This is a genomic window from Streptomyces sp. NBC_01465, assembly GCF_036227325.1.
Lineage (GTDB): Bacteria > Actinomycetota > Actinomycetes > Streptomycetales > Streptomycetaceae > Streptomyces.
The window spans coordinates 6,884,237-6,902,522 of sequence record NZ_CP109467.1 but is presented as its reverse complement, the minus strand read 5'-3'; the positions used below and the strand labels follow the sequence as shown (position 1 = coordinate 6,902,522).

At 69.8% G+C, this 18,286-nt stretch carries 16 protein-coding genes; 7 read left to right on the top strand and 9 right to left on the bottom strand.

The window, feature by feature from the left end; translation table 11 throughout:
- Nucleotides 1–370: 370 nt before the first annotated feature.
- Entirely contained in the window at nucleotides 371–3,136 is a 2,766-nt protein-coding gene (locus OG707_RS32385) for a hypothetical protein (RefSeq protein ID WP_329124664.1), read from the top strand.
- A 136-nt stretch (nucleotides 3,137–3,272) separates the two neighbouring features.
- Complete coding sequence (gene lepB / locus OG707_RS32380) at nucleotides 3,273–3,935, top strand: signal peptidase I (RefSeq protein ID WP_329124662.1); 663 nt, start codon at nucleotides 3,273–3,275, stop codon at nucleotides 3,933–3,935.
- A gap of 12 nt (nucleotides 3,936–3,947) precedes the next feature.
- Here lepB and OG707_RS32375 read toward each other — a convergent pair whose 3' ends face one another.
- The 6 genes from OG707_RS32375 to OG707_RS32350 all read right to left on the bottom strand — a co-directional run bounded on the left by OG707_RS32375 (nucleotide 3,948) and on the right by OG707_RS32350 (nucleotide 9,403).
- Nucleotides 3,948–4,532, bottom strand: coding sequence for a hypothetical protein (locus tag OG707_RS32375; RefSeq protein WP_329124661.1), 585 nt, complete (start codon nucleotides 4,530–4,532; stop codon nucleotides 3,948–3,950).
- 296 nt (nucleotides 4,533–4,828) lie between these two features.
- Nucleotides 4,829–6,403, bottom strand: coding sequence for an SMI1/KNR4 family protein (locus tag OG707_RS32370; protein ID WP_329124658.1), 1,575 nt, complete (start codon nucleotides 6,401–6,403; stop codon nucleotides 4,829–4,831).
- 96 nt (nucleotides 6,404–6,499) lie between these two features.
- Nucleotides 6,500–7,372 (bottom strand): hypothetical protein, encoded by an 873-nt coding sequence (locus tag OG707_RS32365; protein ID WP_329124656.1) that lies wholly within the window; start codon nucleotides 7,370–7,372, stop codon nucleotides 6,500–6,502.
- Between the two features lie 159 nt (nucleotides 7,373–7,531).
- Nucleotides 7,532–8,113, bottom strand: a complete 582-nt coding sequence (locus tag OG707_RS32360) for a Uma2 family endonuclease (RefSeq protein ID WP_329124654.1) — start codon at nucleotides 8,111–8,113, stop codon at nucleotides 7,532–7,534.
- A gap of 53 nt (nucleotides 8,114–8,166) precedes the next feature.
- Nucleotides 8,167–8,934: an alpha/beta fold hydrolase gene (locus OG707_RS32355; RefSeq protein WP_329124652.1), complete on the bottom strand. Its 768-nt coding sequence runs from the start codon at nucleotides 8,932–8,934 to the stop codon at nucleotides 8,167–8,169.
- A complete protein-coding gene (locus OG707_RS32350; protein ID WP_329124650.1) occupies nucleotides 8,900–9,403 on the bottom strand; it encodes a hypothetical protein in 504 nt (167 codons plus the stop codon). Before OG707_RS32350 ends, OG707_RS32355 begins: the two co-directional genes overlap by 35 nt.
- Nucleotides 9,404–9,639: 236 nt before the next feature.
- On the opposite strand from OG707_RS32350, the gene OG707_RS32345 reads away from it, so the two are divergent.
- Nucleotides 9,640–10,332 carry a DUF6882 domain-containing protein gene (locus OG707_RS32345; protein WP_329124648.1) on the top strand — a complete coding sequence of 231 codons (693 nt, stop codon included), beginning with the start codon at nucleotides 9,640–9,642 and terminating at the stop codon, nucleotides 10,330–10,332.
- A 17-nt stretch (nucleotides 10,333–10,349) separates the two neighbouring features.
- On the opposite strand, the gene OG707_RS32340 is transcribed toward OG707_RS32345, so the two are convergent.
- A complete protein-coding gene (locus tag OG707_RS32340; protein WP_329124647.1) occupies nucleotides 10,350–11,375 on the bottom strand; it encodes a sigma-70 family RNA polymerase sigma factor in 1,026 nt (341 codons plus the stop codon).
- Nucleotides 11,376–11,544: 169 nt separating this feature from the next.
- On the opposite strand from OG707_RS32340, the gene OG707_RS32335 reads away from it, so the two are divergent.
- Together OG707_RS32335 and OG707_RS32330 are read left to right on the top strand one after the other, a co-directional pair.
- On the top strand, nucleotides 11,545–11,844 hold the full coding sequence (locus tag OG707_RS32335; RefSeq protein ID WP_329124645.1) for a hypothetical protein: 300 nt from the start codon (nucleotides 11,545–11,547) through the stop codon (nucleotides 11,842–11,844).
- Entirely contained in the window at nucleotides 11,841–13,325 is a 1,485-nt protein-coding gene (locus OG707_RS32330) for an MFS transporter (RefSeq protein WP_329124643.1), read from the top strand. The genes OG707_RS32335 and OG707_RS32330 overlap by 4 nt, the downstream gene beginning before the upstream one ends.
- Before the next feature lie 55 nt (nucleotides 13,326–13,380).
- On the opposite strand, the gene OG707_RS32325 is transcribed toward OG707_RS32330, so the two are convergent.
- Nucleotides 13,381–14,121 carry a hypothetical protein gene (locus tag OG707_RS32325; RefSeq protein ID WP_329124641.1) on the bottom strand — a complete coding sequence of 247 codons (741 nt, stop codon included), beginning with the start codon at nucleotides 14,119–14,121 and terminating at the stop codon, nucleotides 13,381–13,383.
- A 200-nt stretch (nucleotides 14,122–14,321) separates the two neighbouring features.
- On the opposite strand from OG707_RS32325, the gene OG707_RS32320 reads away from it, so the two are divergent.
- Nucleotides 14,322–14,573 (top strand): hypothetical protein, encoded by a 252-nt coding sequence (locus OG707_RS32320; protein ID WP_329124639.1) that lies wholly within the window; start codon nucleotides 14,322–14,324, stop codon nucleotides 14,571–14,573.
- Between the two features lie 22 nt (nucleotides 14,574–14,595).
- On the opposite strand, the gene OG707_RS32315 is transcribed toward OG707_RS32320, so the two are convergent.
- Complete coding sequence (locus tag OG707_RS32315) at nucleotides 14,596–15,339, bottom strand: sirohydrochlorin chelatase (protein WP_329124637.1); 744 nt, start codon at nucleotides 15,337–15,339, stop codon at nucleotides 14,596–14,598.
- 167 nt (nucleotides 15,340–15,506) lie between these two features.
- Between OG707_RS32315 and nirB the strand changes: the two genes are divergently transcribed.
- A complete protein-coding gene (nirB, locus tag OG707_RS32310) occupies nucleotides 15,507–18,272 on the top strand; it encodes a nitrite reductase large subunit NirB (protein ID WP_329124635.1) in 2,766 nt (921 codons plus the stop codon).
- Nucleotides 18,273–18,286: the final 14 nt, after the last annotated feature.

Genomic DNA, 18,286 nt, shown 5'->3' with positions numbered 1-18,286 from the left:
GCCGCGCTGCTCAACTTCCTGCCTGCGCTGTCCCTGGGGACGATTGCCGACGGTCTGGCATAGACCCCTCGCCTATTCCGGCCGTTCTGGTGTCCGGTGACCGGACACCAGAAGCCGCGCGTCGGACGCGTGAGCAGGAGGGTGCCCCTGCGTTTCACGGCTGTGTCAGTCCGAGTGGTCGGGGTGCCCGTGGCCCGCGTACGGCCCACGCGCACCGGGACCACCCGGGTCGGACGTCCGCTGACCCGCGTCCCGGCCCGGGGCAAGTTGGCCGGTAGGCACAAGGGGGAATGAGGGCTTCGGTGTTGAGGTGAGGGCTCAGCGTTCGCGTCTCCCGACGCCGCGATCCTTCCAGAGAGGAGGGACGCTCATGGCGTTCCTCAGGCACAAGTCCACAGGGTTCCGCTGCGCGGTGGCGTGCCCGACCGCCCAGGGCTGGTCCGCGATGTTCCTGCGGCCCACCAGTGCCGCGGGCATCAGCGAAACGGCCCTGCTCTTCGACGCGGCGACGCACGAGGCGTACACGGGACAGTTCGCCGACCTGGCGAAGTACGAGTACCAGAACTTCAAGCTGTACCCGGAGGCCGTGCTGCAACTGCCCGACCACACGGACGGGGCGAAGCAGTACCTGTTCATCACCGGTTCGGACAGCCTGCTCTACCGCGTGGGCACCGGGGCCGTGAAGCGCGAACAGCTGGTGATGCGCGCCTGGCTGCCCGCCGACTGGCGGGACAACGTCGATGCCCTGCTGCAGGCGCCCAACTCGCCGACGAACGAGTGGCGCACGTACGTGTTCAAGGGCAGCCGCGTCCTCACCTACAACGGGGGCGCCAACTCCCCCGCCGTCGAACGGGATGTGCTGATCACCGCAGGACCGGACGCGGACGCGCCGGGCTGGGCCAAGCTCCCGGCCGATTTCCAGGCGGACCTCGACCACGTCGTCGCGCTGCCCCCCGCGTCCGGCGTACGCCGTTCACTGCTCGTCAAGGGTGACAAGGGGATCATCCTCAACTGGGCCACCGGCGTGGAGAAGTCGGGTGCGCTCACCTCGCTGATCACGGGCCTGGGCAAGCTTCCGGCGAACTACACGTCGCCGTACCTGCCCGTGTCCGGAACCTACCGGGCCACCAGTGCCGGCCTGACCGTGGAAGCACGCATCGACGTCGACGGGGTCGGCACGCTGTCCACGATCAGCGGTGACATCTTCACGGAGTCGGGCGGGACCACCACCTACTCCAACTCCTTCCGGGCGACCGGTGCGGTGGTGGAGTGGACCGGGACCTACATGATGGTCACGGGCAAGGCGCTTACGTGGGCCACACCGCCGACCCGCCCCGCCACCATCGTCCAGCTCCTGATCCCGCTCACCGCGGCCGGCCAGCCGGCGCGTCCGGCCGACTGGCTGTACCTGGAGGACGAGACCTACTACTACGACAACTGGTACGCCGTGCCCAGGGTGTCCACGTACTTCCACACCGTCGACCTCGAGGTCGACACGGTGGTCGGCCAGACCGCGATCGTCAGCTACGACACCTCCAAGGCCACCACACCCGCCGGGTACGCCAACCGGATACTCACCGTGCCCTCGTCGTTCGCCGAGGCGGGCATCGAGATGCGCACCTCCGGCAGCAACGCCCTCTCCCTCAGCGGGGCCCAGGCGGACCTGCTGTGGTCCAAGGCCGAACTGCACGCGGCGATGGTGGCGAACTTCAGCGGGTACCGCGACGTACCGCAGTGGAAGCTGTGGACCCTGGTCGCGGGTGGTTACGCCGACGGCGACAGCAAGAAGATCGCCGGGACCATGTTCGACAGCATCGGCCTGCAACGGCAGGGCATGGCGGTGTTCATGGAGTGCAACACCCCCGGCACCAACGACGAGCTGCACACCTACATCCACGAACTCGGCCACGCCTTCAACCTGATGCACTCCTTCTCCAAGGGGACGGCGATCCCGCCTGCACCGTCGGGTCCCCTCGCCGGTTACGGCGACCTCTCGTGGATGCAGTATCCGCACCTCTACCAGGGGGACAGCAGCGCGGCCGAGGACGAGCGGTCCGCCGCGTTCTTCCGTGCTTTCCCGTTCCGGTTCACCGACGACGAGATCCGGCACCTGCGCCACGGCTTCTACCGGAACGTGGTCATGGGCGGCAACAACTTCGTGACCGGCGCGGCAAAGGAGCAGCCGTCCATGGAGCTGCTCACGCAGCCGCTGACCGACGAGTCCGGCCTCGTACTGGCACTTGAGGGGCAGGCGGCGTTCGAGTACGGCGAACCGGTCGTCGCGCAGCTCAAGTTGGCCCGCACCGGCAGCCACGGTGACATCGCCGTGCTGCCCGAACTGAACCCCGAGACGGGACACGTCGCGGTCGCGATCACCGACCCCTACAACCAGACCCGCATGTTCCAGCCCCTCACCCGCACCTGCGGCAGGCACGACACCACCACGCTCACCGCCGAGGCCCCCGCCGTCTACGCCAGCCTGTACCTCGGTTACGGCGCCGACGGGCTCTACTTCAGCGAGCCGGGCCTGTACAAGGTGACCGCCGCCTACCAGGCACCGGACGGTTCCCGTGTGGTCTCCGCCCCGCGAACGGTCCGGGTCCGTCAGCCTCTGGCCCGCGAGGACCAGCAGGTCGGCGAGCTCCTGATGGGCGACGACCAGGGCCAGTTGCTGACGTTCCTCGGCTCCGACGCGCCGCAGCTGCAGGGCGGCAACGACGCCCTGCAGGAGATCATCGAACGCCACGGCAACCACCCCCTGGCGGCACACGCCCGCCTGGCCCGCGGCGCCAACGCAGGCCGCAACTTCCAGCACATCCGCGACGGCCGCATCGTCGTCCGCGAACCCGACATCAAGGAGAGCGTGCAGCAGCTCAGCGCCGCCATCAGCGCGTCCACCGGCGACCTGGGCCTCGACAACATCACCCTCAACCAGACGATGCGCCGCCTCGCCGGAGTCCACGCCAAGGACGGAAACCTCGTCGAGGCGGACGCCGTCCTCAACAAGATGGTCGCCACGTTCCGGGACAAGGGTCTCCCCACGGCGGTCCAGAAGACGATCCAGGCGCAGGCGGAGGAAACGCGCGCGCAGATCCACGCGAAGAAGCCCAAGCCGGCGCCGCGCAAGAAGAAGTGACCGTACTGTCCAGTTGATCGACGATTGACCGAATGATCGCGCCATTGGCCTTGCGGGTCGAGTCTGATGTATAACCGGGCCGGTTTCCGGACACCGTTCTCCGGTCCATCTCCCTTGACCCGCAAAGGACTTCAACGTGCTGCCTGTCGACAACCCCCGCAGGCGCGCAGGGCGCGGACTGCTGATAACGGGGGCGGTGCTCCTCGCGGTCGGGCTCGTGCTGGCCGCGGGAGCGTTCTGGGCGGTCCGGAGCAATTTCACGTTCGCGACCGCGAGCGGTGCCATGGCGCCCACGTACCCCCGGGGCGAACGGATCCCCGTCGAGAGGATCAGCGGCTCCACCGTACGGAGGGGCGATGTGGTGCTCTACCGGATGCCGGGCCGCTACGGCGACGGGGCGGTCCTGCAGCGCGTCATCGGGCTCGGGGGCGACCATGTCGTCTTCTCCGACGGGCAGTTGACCGTGAACGGGACGCAGCTGAGGGAGCCGTACCTGAAGGCGGGCGACGCCGGGGACCCCCGGCCCTACGACGTGAAGGTGCCCGCCGGCCGCATGTTCCTCCTGGGGGACAACCGCGGGAACTCCAACGACTCGCGGTACTACCTGACCGAGGAGTCCGGCACCGTGCCGACCTCCACGGTCCGGGGCCGCGCACTGGACTCCAGCACGGCACCGATGCTGCTCGGGCTGACCGCGATCCTCGGCGTGATGCTCGCCGTGGCGGGCGCCGTCTGCGCCGTGGTCGGCCTCGTGCAGTTCCGGCGCCGTGCGGTGGAGCCGTTCGCGATGTACCGGTGAGGTTCTCGTCGCTCAGTTCGCCCCGGCAGGGAGCGCGATCTCGCCGCTGAAGGTTTCGAGACTTCCCTCCGTCACATCCTGGCTGTACGTGATGCTCCGGCCGTTGTACGGAATCAGGAAGGTGAAGCGGAAGCGGTGTGAAATGACCCTGTACGTCGTCGGGTTCAGCACCAGCGTCTCCTCCAGCCGGTCCAGCGTGAGCTGATTCTCGGCTGCTGCGACCCCCGCATTCCGCAGCTGCTCAAGGATCGGGCGCAGCTCGCGCACCGCCTTCTTCACGTACGGCCGGTCTCGCACCGCCGAGAGCTTCTGCGAGGCAACGTGCACGCGGAGCTGGACCGTGCCGGCGCTCTTGGTCAGCTGGACGGCGTGGGCGTCCTGGTCCGCGTACTGGACGAATTCGGCTGTGGCGGCCACCAGGTCTTCCACCTTGTTCTGCATCTCGGGGTCGCTCGCCGGGCCGCGCTTCCACGCGGCGCTTCCCGCGCGGACGTAGACCTCGCCCCCGATCGCGTAGATCTGCTCCGGCTTGCTGCGGCCCTTGCTGAGCGTCGCGCCGGAGGCGTGGAGCGCCAGGGGTTCCTGCGTCCGATTCACCGTCGATTTGTAGGTGGCGGCGCTCCGTTGGCCCTGCAGGATCAGGACTTCGCTTCCCCTGACCCGGAAAGTCCAGCCCTTTTCAGCCGCCATGGCTCTTTCCGCCCGGTCCAGGAAGTCGCCTGGGGTTCGCGGTGGCGGCGTGGTGTCCGGGGTGGGCGCCTGTTCATTCTTCGCTGCGGGCGACGCCACGGGCTCGGCCGCGTCCCCATGTCCTTGTGCGGAACAGCCCACCAGAAGCATGGCCAGCGGCAGGAAGAACGCGGCACCACTGGACTGCGTTCTCATCGTCGATCTCATTTCACGTCCGTGGACCCGAGGGTGCCGGTCATCCGGAGGGCGCCCCCGGTGTCGATGCCGAGGCGGGCCGCCCAGGCAAGGGCGTCGTCGAGGGAGACGTCCGCACCCGACAGCCGGGCGGCGGCGAGGGTGGGCGGCGCTCCGGCCGCCCCGTCCAGCAGGGCGGCCCACTGGGGTCCCGTAAGGGAGAGGTAGCGCAGCTCCGCCAGTTGGGCCAGGACCGTCGGATCGGGGACATCGGCGCCGGAGAGGTCGAGGCCACGGAGGTGCGGGACGGTGCGCAGCGGGGCGATGTCGACGGGGACGGTGGTGGTCAGGTCGAGGGAGGCGAGGTGGGGGTGGCCCGCGAGCGGGGTCAGATCGCCGGAGTCGAGGGCTAGGCGCAGGTCTTCGACGGGCAGTTCGCGTACCGGCGCCAGGTCGGCGGCGGTGGAGCGGTTGAGGTGCAGGCGGCGCAGACGGGGCGCGGCGGTGAGCGGGGTGAGGTCGACCGGGCCTGTGGCGTCGTTGATGTGGATGGCCTGGAGTGTGGGCGGGACCTCGTCGGGAATGTCTCCGATGATCTGCTGCGCGCCGTCCTCGCCGGCGGGCTCGCGCAGGCTGATGTAGTCCCCGTCCTTGTCGTACGCGCCCTGGTCGAGCAGTTCCAGGTAGTGCCCGAGGAGGGACGTGATCGAGTCCGCGACGTAGGCGGGCCCGGCGTCATAGTCACGGCCGGTGTAAATGATCTGGCCGGGGCGACCGCTGCGGGCGGGGTCCATGTCGATGGCAAGGTAGTTGCCGTCCGAGCGGGTCGCGAAGTTCAACCAGCCGGGGTGGGCGCCGCAGCGGCGGACAGTATCGGCGGGGGCGGCGTCGAAAACGACTGCATCCCACTCCAAGTCCCAGCCGAACCAGGGTCGTTGACCACCTTCCCACTCGTCGGACTCCGAGCGGAGACTGTCCAGCGGCAGCCAGGCGTTGCCCTCGAAGAGGTAGCGCTCCTCGTCCCCCATGCTGCCGTCGGCGATCTCGTACAGCGCCCGCAGGTCGGCGGGCAGCCGCCGCCCCAGACGGCGTTCGGCTTCGTCGATCTCGGCAGCGGTCGCCGGCGGCGGCAGTTCTTCGGGCCGACCGAGGATCTCCGCGCGCCGCTCCAGATAGGCGCGGAAGCGGGCGACGGCCACCTCGGGGTCACCGGCCGGCGCGGCGGTACCAGGCTCCTGGGCAAAACCAGGCTGAGGCAACTGGCAGTCAGGGTCCAGGACGACATCGAACCCACTGTCCAGACCGGTCACCCGGGTGACCGAAGTGTCGAAGGCCACGAGCCGGTACTCACCGGACGGCCGGCACCGGATCTCAAGGCTGGAGGATTCCCACCCGCATCGCTTGCGCAATACCTCCGCCAGAGCCATGAGTTCCGCGTACGGATTGGGCACGCTGACTCCCCAGCGGCCCATCTGCGGGGTGTACCCGCCGCTCACCGAGGTACCGCCCCGACCCGCTCGGGCGTACAGCACCGCGTGCGTCCAGCCATCGGGGGCACTCGCGACGATCGCCTCGACTACCGGCCGTACTGCCTGCTCCACCATGCGCTGCTCCCGTGCTCTCGGTGGGCGTGCACCCGGCTCTCCCGCACACCTCTCCCCTGATCCCAGCGCCCGAGCCGCCCGGAACGTCACCCCCGGTCAGGCAGGCACCCAACCCCGCATGGCAGCCCGCGCAGCCGCCGCGCCCCGGGCAGCGGTCGAACCGCTCCCAGCCGCCTCGGCCTGCCCCTGACGGCACACACCGCATCGGTCCTCGTCGGCGACCGGTTGGAAGAGGAGCGACTGCGTGTGGTCACCCGCGCACTCCACCATCTGCGCAACACGGGGCGGCAGTTGAATGTCCGCCGAAGGAACCGGCGGCACCTCACGCAGTACGTACCTGACCAGCCCACCAGGGTGCCGAACGGCCACCTCACGCCCCGGCATCCCGCGCCGGATCGCCTCCCGTACGCCTCCCTCCGTGTGCCCGCACCCGAGCCACTCCCCCGCCAGCCCGGCCAACTCGGCGAGCATCCCTCGCGGTACGCGCAGCCGCGGGTCGAGTAGCTCCAGTTCCTCGACGATCCGGCGGGCCGCCTCCGGCGCGGGAGGTTGGGGGGTGTTGTCCTGATCGGTTTGCTCTGGATAACGGCCGACGACCCGACGGGTCGGCTGACCGACGGCCGGTGGGACGTCCGTCGGCGGAACCCCGTCCCGGACCAGCACGGCCTCCTCAGCCGTGAGCGGCACATTCGACACGAGCTGCACAGTGCCCCACCGCCCACGCACCTTCTGCTCCCGCCACTCGTGCAGGAACCCCTCCGCCTTCAGCTCCTCCTTGGCGCGCTGAAAGCCCGACTTCTTGACCCCGGCCCGCCGGGCGCTCTCGGAGAGGGGCTCGTCGGCCCCGGGTGCGAGGGAGAGCTGCCAGAGGAGCAGGCGTACAGCGTCGGAGCCGAGCCTGGGGTGGCGGATGATCTCGTTCGGCACCTGGCTGAAGAAACGGGCAGGCGCGATAGCATGGCGCAGCATTTCCGGTGGACCTCGTATCCACTAGGCGATGTAGGCCCTCGTCGCTGGTTGCACCCAGCACGGGGGCCGCTCTATTTGCGTAACGCTACAGCAACCTTCGTACACACAAGGTCACTTCACGTGATCACGCCGCCTCGCCCACACCACGACAGACCGCGCTCATCGCACGGTCGTTCCGTCGTAGCGAGGCAGTGTGCCCGTGTCCACGGTCCACTCGCCGATGGTGATGAGATCGCCGAATCTGTACGGGACGTGCGCGTCGTACCGGGTCCGGCCCTCTCCCTCGACGATCTCCCAGTGGTGGCGGCACGTCCCGTCGCGGGGATCGACGATCAGGTAGTGCGGGATGCCCATGACCGGGTAGTCGCACAGCTTGGCCTCGTAGTCGTTCTCCGGGTTGTTCGGTGACACGACCTCGACGGCCAGGAGGATTTCCCTGGGGTCGAGTCCCTTGGCGTCGGTGTCGAATGCCGATTCGGGGATCACGATGACATCGGGACGGCGCAGCTTGCCCTTCTCCTCGTCCTCGACGTCGCCGAGCGTGGGTGCGATGAGCTCGACGTTGATCTGCCGGGTGAGCTGCTGGGAGATCCTGTGCACGACAAAGTCATGCCGAGGCGACGGTGACAGGGTGATCAGGATCTGACCGTCACTGATCTCTGGCCAGGTGAAATGAGGGGCGGGGGTGAGGAGGTCGCGGCGCTCGCGGAGGTGCCGGTAGATTTCCCGCTGCGATTCCATGTAGCCGAACCTATCGCCTGGGGCGACTGCCCCCGCCGAAAGCCGCAGCGGCTCTACATGCCGTTCGGCCCGCCGAGGAACGTCTCCAGGGTGGCCGCCAGTGCGACCGGGGTCTCGTACATGGGGTAGTGGCCGGAGCCCGCGAGCTCTTCGAGTTCGGCGTTGGGATAGTGCGCGAGCCAGGTCCCGCGCATCACGTCCGCGGTCAGGGCCAGGTCGAAAGCGCCGACGACGACCTTGACGGGGACCGGGCTGCCCTTGATCTTGTCCGTCAGGTCGACGGAGACCCAGCCGCGGACGTAGCCGCCGAACGCCTCACGAGTGGAGAGCTCCAACGACTGGTCGACCATGCGGTTGAGCCACACCCGGCCGGCGCGCCGCCCCGTCACCAGATCGAGGATCGTGAACCGCTTGTCGCGGTCCTCGGCGGCACCGTAGAAGAGGGCCTCTCCGTCGGCATCGAGCGGGTACGGATCCGCGGGGACAGGGGCAAGACCGACGAGCTTGCGTACGCGCTGCGGAGCCTGGGCCAGGACCTGCTGGACGGCCTTGCCGCCCATGGAGTGGCCGATCAAGGAGAAGCGTTCCCAGCCGAGTTGGTCGGCGAGGGCGAGCGCGTCGTCCGCGATCTCGGCGAGGGTGAGTTCGCCGGGGACGTCCTTGCGCACACCGTAGCCCCGGTAATCCATGAAGGCGTAGCTGAAGGCATCGCCGTCCAGATACTCCAGGAAGGGGCCCCAGCCCGCACTGGTGCCGAACCAGTCGTGGAGGACCAGGACCTTGTGGTCACCGGAACCGATGAGGCGGTGAGGGATCGTCATGATGGCATTCCTCCTGTGGCACCGGGGCAGTCGGCCGTGCGACGTGTCGCAGCGTCTCCGGCTTGCGCACCACCGTCAATACCGCCTCCGGTTCCCGTCGACCCGTGCCTGCCCGACCGTGCAGCAACAGATACATCCGCTGCACGGACTCCTCCACCCCGACGTCAAACCGCTTGGCCACCTTGCCGATCGGATTCCATACCCGCCCGTCCGGCATCCGCACGCCAACAGCCTGCCTGAAGAACTCCCGCTGCCCCGCGTCGAAATCCACCCACACCGCGCCGGCCCGCCGCACGAACACCTCGCCCACATAGGCCCCGAGCCAGAACAGCTCCTGTGCAACATTCGCCCGCTCCGGCCCGGCGGTCCGCAGGCCGTCGACGATGCGGTCCACCACACGCAAGCTCGCCACCGAGTAGTCCAGCGGCAGCCGATTCCGCACAGTGACCCGCCGCACGAACGCAGCCACGCCCACCCGCATCTCCCCAGCCGCCGGCGCCCGTCGCTTATCCTCACCCGACGCCACCACAACTCCCGCCCCTCGCTTGGTTCCTACGACGGAGCACCTATCACTCCCCCGCAAAACCAAGCGATCGCGGCCACACAAACGTCACCACCCCACGGTCCAGATGAGTGCCCTCCCCCTGCCGACCTGGGGCTGGCGCCGCTGACGGCCGTCGGCGTGTCCACGGCTAGGCTGCCCCGATGACCACAGCATTCTCCGACGCCTTCCTGCACGCCGCCGAGTACCACGCGGCCTGGGGCGTACAACAGCTGGAAGTGATCGACGAGGCCTTCCCGGCTGGCCCGTGGACGGCAGATCTGGACCAGTGCCGCTACGAGTCGGGCGGCCGAAGCCTTCGGGTGGGACTGCTGGGCAGCTACGACCTGGCCGAGCAGACCTGGCTGTGGGGCTGGGCAAACCCGGGGCTGCGCGGCAGTGAAGTCGTCGCTGCCAGCGCGCGACTGGCCGACTTCGGCCGCCGTCACGGCATCGTGGAACTGCAGCAGGAGGGCGTGTCACTAGCCCGTTTCGCCGATCCGCGCCGGGCCGCCGAGGCGCTGGCCTTCCTCGGTATGGCAGTGCTCGGCTCGCCTGGCTACATCGGTCAGGAGGGCGGCCCGGAGACCCGGGTCTACTTCGTGCCGCAAGACCCGAAACTCCAGCCCGCGCGACTGGACCCGGTCACCATGCCGCGCCATCTGCTCACCGGCGCACAGCTTTTCGCACGCTCGCCGCGGCTGGTGGTCAACGGCTGGTTCGCCCTGCACGGCGTCCCGGTGCAGGAGGCGGCCGACCAGATCACGGCGACTCTGCCCAACGGGGTTGCTGCGGTGGTCTCCTTCGACTCAGCCGGTCGTATCTCGGGCATCAACGCCGGGCCAGTGTCTGCCTAGTACTCCAGCAGTTTGTGTCAGTCCGTTTCGGGAAGCGTTCGGGGCAGTCCGAAGCGCGTCATGACGTCGGTGTTGAAGCTGGTGATGGCGGTGATGCGGTCGCCGGCTGTGGTGACGACCAGCAGGCAGTAGGCGCGGTGGACACTGGCGTGGGCGTCGGCCAGATACAGGCCGAAGGCGGGCTGGCCGTTGGCTCGGGTGGGGACCACGCGGTAGGTGTGGCCGGGGCGGAAAGTGACGGCGGCGAAGAGGCGTTGGGCCGATTCGATGCCGCGGTACTCCAGCATGGCCGGGGGCATGGAGAGCCTCACGTCGGTGACGAGCAGTGCGACCAGGGCGTCCAGGTCCGCGCGTTCCAGGGCGTCGGTGAACCGGGCGACGATCCGGTGTTCGGCGGTGCTGTTGGTGGTCACGGTGCTGTGGGAGTCGGCGAGGTGGTGGTCGACCGTGGCGCGAGCGCGCTTGAGGGCGCTGCTTATGGATTCCTGGGTGGTGTCCAGCATTTGGGCGGCTTCGGCGGCGCGGTAGCCCAGGACGTCGCGCAGGACCAGCGCGGCGCGTTGGCGTGGGGGCAGCAGTTGCAGGGCGGTGATGAAGGCCAGGGAGATGGCCTCGGTGGTCTCGTAGCGGGCCTCGGGGCCGGGGCGTTGGTCTACGAGGTGGTCGAGCAGGACGTCGGGGTACGGCTCCAACCAGGGAGGGGCGTCACCCGCGCCTGAGGGATCGGGCAGGGTGGCCTCGGGCAGCGGGGGGACGATGCGGGGGCGTCGGCTGTCGGCGCGCAGCATGCTCAGGCACCGGTTGGTCGCGATCTTGTAGAGCCAGGTCCTGAGTGAGGACCGCTCGCCGAACTCGCCGAGGTTACGCCAGGCCGACACGAGGGTCTCCTGGAGCGCGTCCTCGGCGTCCTGCAGGGATCCCAGGATGCGGTAGCAGTGCACCTGCAACTCGTGGGAGTGGCCCTGGACCAGTTCGCGGAACGCGTTGTGGTCGCCTGCCCGGGCCCGCTCGATCAGGTCCGTCGTGTCCCTCTCCATCTCCATCGGCATGCATCCTCGCCTTTCTTTCGGCTCGTCTGAAAGTACCGACGCCGGCGGCCCCGCGAACTGGGCGGTGTCCGCACGCCCAATTCCGCGGAACTGCCGGCGTCTACCCGATTGGAGGCGGTCCCGGTCCGGGACGCGCCCCGGATGCAGAAGAGGACAACTCCCCATGACCACATACGTTTTCTCCTTCCGTGTGCCCTCCGACTACGTACCCGACGCCGGGACCCCGGCCGAGTGGCGGGCCTGGTTCGGCGGGCTGGGCTCGGCTCTGGTGGACGTCGGCCACGCGGTGACCGCATACGCCTCGCTCGGCGACGTCGGCGGCAGCGGCTCCCGGATGGTCGCCTACTCGGTGGTGTCCGCCGAGGACATGGACGCAGCCCTCGCGCTGGCCAAGGACTGCCCGGTGCTGCGCGTCGGCGGCGGGGTCGAGGTCGGCCCCGTACTGGAAGCCGCCACGTCGTGAGCGGCGCCATTGCCGCACCGCCCGAGGGGTCGTTCCTGGCGACCGGGCGCGGCAGGGTCACCCTCGCCCTGCTGTGCGCGGTGACGTTCCTGGACGTCGTGGACGGCTCGATCGTGAACGTCGCGCTGCCGACCATCCGTACGCATCTGGGGTTCTCGGTGCAGAACCTGCAGTGGGTGGTCAGCGGCTATCTGATCACCTACGGCGGGTTCCTGCTGCTGGGCGGCCGGGCCGGGGACCTGCTGGGGCGGCGGCGGCTGCTGATCGCCGGGACTCTGCTGTTCGCGGCCTCCTCGCTGGCCTGCGGACTGGCCGACAGCCAGGGGCTGTTGGTCGGCGCCCGGCTCGCCCAGGGGTTCGGGGCGGCGATGATGTCCCCGGCCGCGCTGTCCATCCTGACCACCACCTTCCAGGGCTCCGACCGGCACAAGGCGCTGGGTGTGTGGGCCGGGATCAGCGGGCTGGCCGCCGCGGTCGGGGTGTTCTTCGGCGGGCTGCTCACCCAGGACCTCGGCTGGCGCTGGGTGTTCTTCGTGAACCTCCCGCTGTGCGCGCTGGTGCTGTTCGGGGCGTTCCGCATCCTGAAGGCCGACCACGGCCGCTCCGTGCCGGGCGGTTTCGACGCGGTCGGTGCGGTCCTTGTCACCTCCGGCATGCTGCTGCTGATCTTCACGCTGGTGAAGGCGCCGGACGAGGGCTGGGGTACGGGCCGCACCATCGGCGGGCTGGCCGCATCGGCGGCGCTGATGGCCGCGTTCGTGGCCAATGAGCAGCGGCACGACCGTCCGCTGGTCCCGATGTCGATCTTCCGGATCAGGGGGCTGGCCGCAGCCGATGCCACCCAGGTGATCGCCTGGGCCGGGTTCTACTCGATGTTCTTCTTCGTCACTCTGTACATGCAGAACGTCCTGGGCTACTCCCAGCTGCGGACCGGGGTCTCGTATCTGCCGGTGACCGTCGGCATCGGGTTCGGCTCGACGGTGGCGACGAGGATGTTCGTACGGACCGGGACCCGTCCGGTCATCGTCTCCGGTGCGCTCCTCGCCGCCGGTGGCATCTGGTGGCTCTCCCGCATCCCGGTGGACGGCACCTATCTCGGCAATCTGCTCGCCCCGCTCGTGCTCATGGGGGCCGGACTCGGACTGCTGTACGCCGGTGTGCAAACGGCCGCGAACGCGGGCGTGCCGGAGGATCAGGCTGGACTGGCCGCGGCCCTGATCACCACCTCTTTCCAGCTCGGTTCCGCGCTCGGCCTGGCGGTGTTCACCGGAATCGCGACCAGCCGCACCAGCCACCTGCTGGCCGCCCACACCCCGCCTCCGGAGGCACTCACCGCCGGATTCCAGCGGGCCCTGCTCATCAGCGCCCTCTGCCTCGTGGCAGCAGGAGCCATCGCGCTGCGCGCCCCCAACACCCGCGGCGAACCCGCCACCACACCAGAGACCCCACACAACCTGGAGCCCACCTACGACCCCGCCTGACGCAGCACAAAGGACGCCGGGACCCGGGCCTCGGCCCGGGTCCCGGCGTTTGCGGCTACTGCCCGGTCGCGCCCATCAGGTGGTCGCGGGTCTTGTCCCACAACTGCTCGCTGCCCCAGCGGACCGTGATCTTGCCGATCTCCTGGCCGGCCTTCACCGGGACGCCCAGCATCTGGAAGCCCTTGGCGAACTCGACGGTGCTGAACAGCCTGATGCCGGTCGGCCCCCAGGCGAACTTCCCGTCGTCGAAGTGCGGACCGAAGAGGGTGCCCTCGGTCAGCGCCTGGATGATGCTCATGTTGAGCATCTTCGCGTCCTTGCCGTACGGCTGCTTCCCGTCCAGCCACGGCGCCACATAGAACCCTGTCACCAGCGGTTCGATACGCAGGGACGCCCCATTGAACGAGAACGTGTGCTTCTTGTCCTTGCTGGAGGCGATCCAGCCGCCGGGGTAGGTGATGCGGGTGTCCCACCTCATGCCGTCCAGGCGCGAACCCACCGGCATGTACACGCCGGAGTTGGCGGCACCGCCCGGCACGCCCTTCCAGGGGGCGATGAACTTGAACGACACCCCCGCGTCGTCGAGTGCCTGCTGCACGTCCGGGTCGAAGTCGATCTTCGCCCAGCCGCCGGGGGCCGCGTACAGGTTGAAGCAGCCCGGGTCCTTCTCCATGTCACAGCCGGCCTGGGTCGGTTCCACCGGCGGGTTCGGGTGCGCGGGGGCGGCCACCGCGGGCGCGAACGAGGACAGGGTCACTGCGGCGACCGTGGCCGCGAGTATTCGGGTGAGGCGCAAGGCGATCCTCCGTGGGAGAAGCGGCTCCGCGAGGCGCGGCACCTTCGGACTTCTCGCTCAGTTACGTCAGCTCACCCTGTGTTACTTTCGCTTGCCGCCCGGGGGGTCCGAACGGGCTACCTGCGAGATGCGTCACCTTCGGGACTTAAGTCCCATTCACCCCTGCCATACGTCCTGGTTCGTGCTGTCTACTGGGGCGCATGCTTCCGCACGTCTCCGTCATTCAGCAGATAGGTCTGGCCGTCCTCCTCCTGGCGACCGTGGCCTGGGTCGTCGGGCTCGTCCGCATCATGCGGCGGGACCGCTTCGTGGTCTCCGTCTGGCGCACCGGGCAGCCCTTGCGCCACGTCCCCGCCCCGCGCGGGCACTCCGGCGAGGAGGTCGTCCTCACACCCGCCGAGGAGGCCGCCTTCGCCGGGCTTGTGCGTCGGCTCGCCGACGATCGGTCGTAACTCCCCGTACAGCAGCGGGAGTTCAGGCCGTCAGGGCCACGGCACGGCTGGTCCGCAGCGCTGTCTCGTAGCGGGCGATCACCGCGCGCGCGATCCGCGGGTGGTCGGCCAGCGGGTCCGCCACCGTCCAGGCCCCCGAGCGCGCCAGCGCGTCCGTGAAGCGGCCGGGCGCGAGCAGATGTGTGGCCACGGCGATCCGCTTGTGGCCCGCGGAACGCAGTAGCGCGACCGCCTCGACCACCGTCGGCCCGGCCGCCGAGCAGTACGCGGTCAGCAGCGGGACGGGGCCGCGCTCGGGTTCGAGGAGTGCGCGCAGCTGGTCCGTGGCGGTGCGCGCCCCGTCGTTTCCGCCGGGGCGCGTCGATCCCGCCGCGGCTACGACGATCGCGTCCGCCCGCTCACCTGCCCGGCACTCCGCCTCGCGCAGCCGCCCGTACAGCGCGAGCGCCACGTCCTGCTCGCCGCTCAGGCCCTCCGTGAGTACGCAGTCCAGGCGGTCCCGCGCCGCTTCGACGACAGCGGGGATGTCGACCGTCCGGTGGTAGCCGTCCCCCAGCAGCAGCGGTACGACCACGGCTCGCGCTTCCCCCACCCCAGCCAGCGCCGTGGCCAGCGAAGGGCTCTGGTGGTCCAGGTGTCCGACCACCGGCCGGACACCACTCAGCGCCTCGACGGTGTCGGCGAGGCTTCCGATCGTGGCGGACGCCCCGGGCGCGGCGCTGCCGTGCACGGCGAGGACGAGTGCGGGTGAGTCAGAAGTGAACACGGCTTCGACGCTACGCGGACCGTGCCCGCGCACAGCGCTCCGGACGCCCCCTCCTCCAGGGCCACTGGTCCCGTCCATACAGGTCCTTTACCGGGCCGGCCGCGCCTCCCGTACGCCTAACGTCGGAGGTCAGGACCCCTTACGACCTGCGACGGAGCGTGCACACCATGGTGCAGACCCTTGTGCTCATCGGCCACGGAATGGTGGGCCACCGCCTCCTCGAAGCCCTGGCCGAGCGCGGCGCGCTCATCGACCCTGCCGCCCCCGACGGGCCCGGCTGGGAGGTCGTCGTCCTCGCCGAGGAGGACCGTCCCGCGTACGACCGCGTGCACCTTTCCTCCGCCTTCACCGGCGCCTCGCCCGACGAACTCTCCCTCGCCGCACCGGGGTTCATGGCGCAGTACGGCATCGACCTCCGTCTCGGCGACCCCGCCGAGACCATCGACCGCGCCGACCGGACCGTCACCACCACCTCCGGCGCCACCATTGCCTACGACGCCCTGGTCGTCGCCACCGGCTCGTACCCCTTCGTGCCGCCGGTCCCCGGCGCCGACGCCCCGGGCTGCTTCACGTACCGCACGCTCTACGACGTCGAGACACTGACCGCCTACTCCGAGGACGAGACCCGCACCACCGGTGTCGTCGTCGGCGGCGGTCTCCTCGGCCTCGAAGCGGCGGGCGCGCTGCGCACGCTCGGGCTGAAGACCCACGTCGTGGAGTTCGCCCCGCGCCTCATGCCGCTGCAGGTCGACGACGGCGGCGCGGCCGCGCTCCGCGCCACCATCGAGTCGATGGGCGTCGCCGTCCACACCGGGGTCGGCGCGCAGGAGGTCGCCCTCGACGGCGACGGCACCGCCTGCGGGCTGCGGCTCAACAACGGCGAGCACATCGACGCCGACCTGGTCGTCTTCTCCGCGGGCGTACGGCCCCGCGACCGCCTCGCGCGCGAATGCGGGCTCGCTGTGGGCGACCGAGGCGGTGTGGTGGTCGACGACCACTGCCGCACCAGCGATCCGTACATCTACGCGATCGGCGAGTGCGCGCAGACCGTCGACGGGCGGGTCTACGGCCTGGTCGCGCCCGGCTATCAGATGGCCGAGACAGTCGCCGAATCCCTTGCGGGAGAAGGCCAGTTGACCTTCACCGGCGCCGACACCTCCACCAAGCTGAAGCTCATGGGCGCCGACGTGGCGTCCTTCGGCGACCCCTTCGCCGAGGCCGATCAGACCTCCGGCGCCGTCTCCGTCGTCTTCTCCGACGAGCGCGAGGGCGTCTACAAGAAGCTGCTGCTCGGCCCCGACGGCGCCCTCCTCGGCGGAATCCTGGTCGGCGACGCGGACGCGTACGGCTCGCTCAAGCCGCACGCGGGCCGCCAACTCCCCGGCCCCGCCGAGGCGTACGTCCTGCCCGCGAACGGCGCCGAGGTCCCGGGCGCGGACTCCCTCCCCGACGACGCCGTCCTCTGCAGCTGCCACAACGTCACCAAGGGCGCGGTCCGCGCGGCCGTCGCCGACAACGGCCTCACCGACCTCGGCGGCATCAAGCAGTGCACCAAGGCCGGCACCGGCTGCGGCGGCTGCGCCGGCACCCTCCAGGCGGTGCTCGACGCCGAGCTGGCGGCCGCCGGCATCGAGAAGCCCAAGGGGCTCTGCGAGCACTTCGCGCTCTCCCGCTCCGAGATCTACGCGGCCGTACGCGACGAGCACATCCGCTCCTTCACCGAACTCCTCCAGAAGTACGGCACCGGCGAAGGCTGCGCGGTCTGCAAGCCGGTCGTCGGCAACGTCCTCGGCACCCTCTCCCCCGAGCTCGGCCTGTCCCACATCCTCGACGGCGAGCAGGCCACGCTCCAGGACTCCAACGACCTCTATCTCGCCAACCTCCAGAAGGACGGCACCTATTCGGTCGTCCCGCGCATCCCAGGCGGCGAGATCTCCCCCGAGGCGCTCATCGTCATCGGCGAGGTGGCGCGCGACTACGGCCTCTACACCAAGATCACCGGCGGCCAGCGGATCGACCTCTTCGGCGCCCGCGCCGCCCAACTCCCCGACATCTGGCAGCGGTTGGTCGATGCGGGCATGGAGTCGGGGCACGCGTACGGCAAGTCCCTCCGTACGGTGAAGTCCTGCGTCGGCGCGAAGTTCTGCCGCTTCGGCCAGGGCGACTCGGTCCAGCTCGCCATCGACATCGAGCTGCGCTACCGCGGGCTGCGGTCCCCGCACAAGGTCAAGGGCGGCGTCTCGGGCTGCCTGCGCGAGTGCGCCGAGGCGCGCGGCAAGGACATCGGCGTCATCGCGACGGCCAACGGCTGGAACCTGTACGTGTGCGGCAACGGCGGCACCACGCCCCGCCACGCCGAGCTGCTCGCCGCCGACCTCGACGCGGCCGAGCTCTTCCGCCTCATGGACCGCTTCCTCATGTACTACGTGCGCACGGCCGAGCGCCTGGAGCGCACCTCGGCGTGGCTGGAGCGGCTCGACGGCGGCATGGAGCACCTGAAGTCCGTACTGATCGAGGACTCCCTCGGACTCTGCGCCGACCTCGAAGCCCAGATGGACCGCCATGTCGCCGCGTACCAGGACGAGTGGGCGGCCGTCCTCGCCGACCCGGAGAAGCTGCGCCGCTTCGCGCCGTTCACGGCCGCCCCCGACGACGGCGTCTCCTTCACCGAAGACCTAGAGCCGGGCCGCGGCCGGGCGACGGTCCTCCCCGACGGCTCGGAGGCGGCCCTCTTCAAGGACCGCGAGGGACGCGTCTACGCGGTCGGCAACCGCGACCCCTTCTCGGGCGCCGACGTCATCGCGAACGGCGTCATGGGCTCGAAGGACGGCGTCCCGGTGGTCACGTCCCCCATGCACAAGCAGGTCTTCGACCTCCGTACGGGCATCTGCCTCGACGACCCCGACGTCGCCCTCACCGTCCACCAGGTCTGATCAGGACCTAGGCC

Coding starts and splice junctions, on each gene's coding strand:
- OG707_RS32385 (WP_329124664.1), top strand. CDS start 371: ATGGCGTTCCTCAGGCACAAGTCCACAGGGTTCCGCTGCGCGGTGGCG.
- OG707_RS32370 (WP_329124658.1), bottom strand. CDS start 6,403: ATGGTGGAGCAGGCAGTACGGCCGGTAGTCGAGGCGATCGTCGCGAGT.
- OG707_RS32365 (WP_329124656.1), bottom strand. CDS start 7,372: ATGCTGCGCCATGCTATCGCGCCTGCCCGTTTCTTCAGCCAGGTGCCG.
- OG707_RS32360 (WP_329124654.1), bottom strand. CDS start 8,113: ATGGAATCGCAGCGGGAAATCTACCGGCACCTCCGCGAGCGCCGCGAC.
- OG707_RS32355 (WP_329124652.1), bottom strand. CDS start 8,934: ATGACGATCCCTCACCGCCTCATCGGTTCCGGTGACCACAAGGTCCTG.
- OG707_RS32345 (WP_329124648.1), top strand. CDS start 9,640: ATGACCACAGCATTCTCCGACGCCTTCCTGCACGCCGCCGAGTACCAC.
- OG707_RS32340 (WP_329124647.1), bottom strand. CDS start 11,375: ATGGAGATGGAGAGGGACACGACGGACCTGATCGAGCGGGCCCGGGCA.
- OG707_RS32335 (WP_329124645.1), top strand. CDS start 11,545: ATGACCACATACGTTTTCTCCTTCCGTGTGCCCTCCGACTACGTACCC.
- OG707_RS32320 (WP_329124639.1), top strand. CDS start 14,322: ATGCTTCCGCACGTCTCCGTCATTCAGCAGATAGGTCTGGCCGTCCTC.
- nirB (WP_329124635.1), top strand. CDS start 15,507: ATGGTGCAGACCCTTGTGCTCATCGGCCACGGAATGGTGGGCCACCGC.